Origin of the sequence: Massilia sp. CT11-108, from assembly GCF_047302915.1 — a bacterium.
Taxonomy (GTDB): Bacteria; Pseudomonadota; Gammaproteobacteria; order Burkholderiales; family Burkholderiaceae_D; genus Telluria; species Telluria orientalis.
On sequence record NZ_JBKYMO010000416.1, the window covers coordinates 1 to 4,929 of the forward strand.

Annotated in this window: 1 protein-coding gene; it reads left to right on the forward strand. The window is 61.3% G+C overall.

Annotation, left to right across the window (positions count from 1 at the left end; genetic code table 11):
* Positions 1 to 537 precede the first annotated feature (537 nt).
* The coding region (locus ACEN88_RS24290) for a discoidin domain-containing protein (protein WP_413343795.1) at positions 538 to 4,929 on the forward strand (4,392 nt) is incomplete at its 3' end.

Sequence of the window (4,929 nt, forward strand, 5' to 3'; positions counted from 1 at the left end):
GGCGCTGATGCTGGTTGCCATGCTGGCGATGATGGCGTGGCGGGGGCGTGAAGCGCGCAGGTTCTGAGCGGTCCTGACGTCCTGCAGTCTTAATCGGACCCCAAAGGCCGTTGTCCGGCTTTTGGGGTTTTTTCATTCATCCAGCCGGCATGAGCATCGCCAGCGCGGCAAAAAATATGTTCGCGCCTGCTGAAATTAGGCCTACAATTGTACGGTATCGATAACGTACAATCCCGCCCTGTGCAAGTGGCGACTTGATCGTGACCCGAACGAGTCGGGAACCGCATTGTTTCAGGCACACGTACGGTGAGACTGCGCCGAACGTTCTTCGATACGGCACTCGTTTATAAGAACTTCATATATAAAAAACCAATGCGGCCCGGTTCGGCTACGCAAGCGGGTGCTGCCGCGCCCTGCATTTCCGGTCCGTCTCCGGTCAACAATGTTATCGGTAACCTAAACACGAAGAGATTAAAAAATGGAGGGACAGACATGAGAACAATCAAATTGAACCATGCGTTAAGACGCGCCGTCTGCATGGCATTTTCAGTCGGTATCGCGACGACGCTGGTGCCCTTCCCGGGCCAGCTCGCGATGGCCGCGGATCCGATCGACACGATGGTGACCAGCTACCAGCCGGTCCTCACCGAAACGATCGATGCAAGCGGATTCAAGCATCCCGGCGTCGGCTTCACGAAGGCGCAGCTGGAAAACATGCGGGCCCAGGTTCTGGCGAAGAAAGAGCCCTGGTATACACATTTCAACATGATGCTCCAGTCGGCCAGCGCCAAGCGCACGCCCAACATCGCGAACGTCAATGCCTCGGACCAGACCAAGCCGCGCATTCTCGGAATTGAATCGCAGGGTGCCGAGGGCATTTTCAAGTCGGACGCCTTGACCGCCTACACCCAGGCGATCCTTTACTACGTGACCGGCGATCCGGTCTACCGGGCCAACGTCATGCGCATCATGCGCCTGTACGAGCAAATGGATCCGGCCAAGTACGCGTATTACACCGATGCGCACATCCATACCGGAATCCCGATGCAGCGGATGGTCGGCGCGGCCGAAATTATGCGTTATTCCAGCACCCAGGACCCGACGCTCGCGTGGACGGATGACGACACACAGAAGATCGCGGCCAACCTCTTCGTGCCGACAATCCTGACCGACGACAATTGCAACTGCCGTTTCATGAACCAGCATCTGTACACGACCATCGCGAAGATGTCCGGTGCGATCTTCATGGGCGATCGCGATTCGTACAATCAGACGGTCGAGTGGTTCACCGTCAACAAGGATGCGCCCGATCCTGCATGGACCGGCTCCATCGAGAGGCTGTTCCGCCTGGTGACGAAGAATGACGCCACAGGCGAAGCGATACCGCCCCAGATCCAGCACGTGGAAATGGGCCGCGATCAGGCCCACGGCGCCGGCGACCTCACCAACTCGGAAATCCTGGCGCGCATGATCATGTCGCAAGGTACCAAGGTCGATCCGGTGACAGGTACGCCTTCGACCGAGTCGAACGCCGTCGGCCCCTATGAATTCCTCGATGATCGTCTGCTGGCTGTTCATGACCTGTTCAGCAAATGGAATATCGGTTACGACATCCCGTGGGTTCCAGTCGCCATGAGTGTCAACCCCGATGGCAGCGTCCGGGCGATGTATCCGACCGTGTCGTCATCGGGCCGGGGCCGGCTGACGCAGAACACCTGGGAAGCGCTTTATTACTACAAGTATGTCCGCGGCCTGAACCTCGAACAGATCGCCCCTAGTTACACGACGGCCTACGCCAAGCGCAGGGCCTACAACTGGGATGGCGCCGATGGTGGCGGCGACTTCTGGATTGGCATCCCCAAGGCAGCCGAGGCGGAGGGCAGCAAATACCTGGGCATTTCCGTCATCGATCCGTATCGCGAAGTGGAAGACCGCTACTCCCCGCTCACCGGTTCTTCGGTGACGCAGACCGAAGGCTCGACCAGCTTCGTGCGCAGCACGGCCACGCCGGAAGGCACGCGCTATGCCGTGTACAGTTATTACGGCGGCACCGTCACGTCGATCGGCTTCCGCTTCCGGACCAATGGCCCGGCCACCATGACCCTGGACACCTATGCCAACCCGATCGCGTTGCCGAACACCCGGGGCGAGTGGCGCTACCTGGTGGTACCCATCAACCTTGGCGATTTCCTCCAGGTTACCTTGACCGGCAACGGCACCACGGTCGACATCGATCACATCAATGCCCAGTCGAGCACTATGCTGAGCCCGCCGGTGTTCAAGTCCGGCAATGCCGACACGACCTTGTACACGTATGCCGGCGCAACCGTCCCGACGACGATCGACCTTTCGGCCACCGATCCGGCTGCGGGCGACGTCGTGACCTACAACATCGACAACCTGCCGCCAGGCGCGTCGTTCGACACCAGCACGGGCGCATTCTCCTGGTTGCCGACGCAGGCCGGTACGTACGCGTTAGTGGTCGAGGCTTCGGACGGGACGACGGTGACCACCAAGCGGCTGACGGTCGTCGTGGGTGCGGACCGGCAGGCGACCGTCGGGGTCGTGGCCGCGCAATTCAAACCGGACACGCTGTACGTGACGTCGACCAGGGATGCCTACCAGGCTGCCTATGCGGACATGCAGGCCGCGGTCGGGTCCGGCAACGACACCACCTACTTCCAGAAACTGGCGACTTTGCGTAACGCGGTCGCCGGACTCCAGGAACTGACCCCGCTGCTGAAGGACGGCAGCATGAACTACACCAATCTGTTCTTCAATTCGAACCTGGTGACGAACTTCGGTGACTGGGCCGCTACCGGGGTCGACGACGATCCCATCACCTTCATCCCGTACTTCATCGCCAGGGAGAACAATCTCACGTTCACGCTGGACTTCGGTCCCAGCTTCAAGGTGGCGGCGAGCGCGTTCCAGTTCGAGCCGCGCACCAGCTTCCCGGAACGCGCCAGTGGCGTCGCGGCCTTTGGCTCCAACGACAACGAGCACTGGACGCGACTCACACCCGACGCAACGATTCAGAGCGAGGCGCGCCAGACCCTGGACGTGCAGGAGGACCTGCGCGGCCAGCGCTATCGCTTCTTCAAGCTTTCCACCGTCAACCTGAACACGTGGTACAACATCATCGAGCTCGGCGAGTTCAGGCTCTTCGGTACCCGCTATGAAACGGTTAACAAGCTGAACAGCGTTTCGTTGACGTCGGACCAGGCTGTAAAGAACCGCGTTGTGTCCGGCAACACGATCAAGCTTTCCTTCCAGTCCTCCGAACCGGTCAACAATGTGACCGCAACGATCCAGGGCGAGCCGGCAACCATCACGACCACGGACAACCTGAACTGGACCGCGACACTGGTCGTCAAGCCCACCACGGCGACCGGACCGGTGAAGTTTTTGGCCAACTACAAGACTGGCGCCGGTGTGGACGCGGAACCCGTGATGTTCTCGACCGATTCCACGAACCTGTTCATCGCGGACCAGAAAGATTACATCGGTAACGTGATCGATATCGCAACCCTGACGGACTCCAACGGCCGCAATGCGACCGATGTGATCTCGAACGCCAACCGCCTGTTCGACAGCAACCTGGCCTCGGCGACGGACCTGCGCCTGAACGGCAGCGGGAGCAATGGCTGGCTCGAGTTCGACTTCCGGGGCGGCGGAACCGTGGCGCTGTCCAGAGCCGATGTCATCGCTCTTCAGGACAGCAAGTTCACCGGCCGTACGACCGGCACCATCTTCCAGGGTTCGAACGACAATGCGACCTGGACGACGATCTCGACGGCCGCGGCGAACACGTCGGATTGGCAGAGCCTGAAGATCACCGATCCGACGCCGTACCGCTACATTCGCATGACCAACCCCAACAATGGGTATGGGAACGTGGCCGAGCTGCGCCTGTATGGCACCGTGGAGTCCACCAACCGCATCGCATCCGCGTCGCTCACCTCGGTCCAGGCGCTGCGCAACAGGGTTGTGCCCGGAAGTACCGCGAAACTGAACTTCACGGCCAAGGAAGCGATCAGTAATGTGGCGGTCACCATCGCCGGCCTGCCCGCTACAGTCGCGACGACGGACAACATCAACTACACGGCCACCGCGACCCTGCCCCAGGGGACGCAGCCGGGTACGGTGAAGTTCGCCATCAATTACCTCACGCAAGCCGGCAAGACGGGCTACGAGGTCACGGAAACGACTGACAAGACCTCGCTGACCCTGGTCGACGAGAGCGACCTCATCCCGAACGTTCCGACCATCGCAACGCTGATCGATTCGACCACGAACCGCAACGCCGCCACGACGCTGACGATCGTGAAGACCCTGTTCGACGCGAACCTGGGCACCGGTTCGGACTTCCGTAACGGCTCGGGCGGCTCCGGCACGGGTGCCTGGGTGGTCTTCGACTTCAAGGAAGGCAACCAGGTCAGCCTGACCAGCACCGAAGTCATCGGCAGCCAGGACAAGTACTACACGCGCGTCAACGGCCTCGTGTTCCAGGGCTCGAACGACAACACCGCGTGGACCACGCTGACCCCGGCGGCGCAGTCGACGGCGGAATGGCAGACGCTGCCGGTCACGAGCCTGGTGCCTTACCGCTACATCCGTGTGTACAACCCGAACGCGTGGTTCGGCACCATCAGGGAAGTTCGCCTGCACGGCTCGCTGCATGGCGCGGACGTGACCGCACCGGTGACGACGGCCACCGCGCCGCAAGGCACGGCGACCACGGACGCGACGGTCACCTTCGCGGCCACGGACAACCAGGGCGGCTCGGGTGTCGCAGCGACGTATTACACGGTCGACGGCGGCGCGCAGCAGACGGGCAACTCCGTCACGCTGACCACGAGCGGCACGCACACGGTGAGCTACTGGAGCAAGGACTGGGCGGGCAACACCGAACAGGCGCACGCGGTG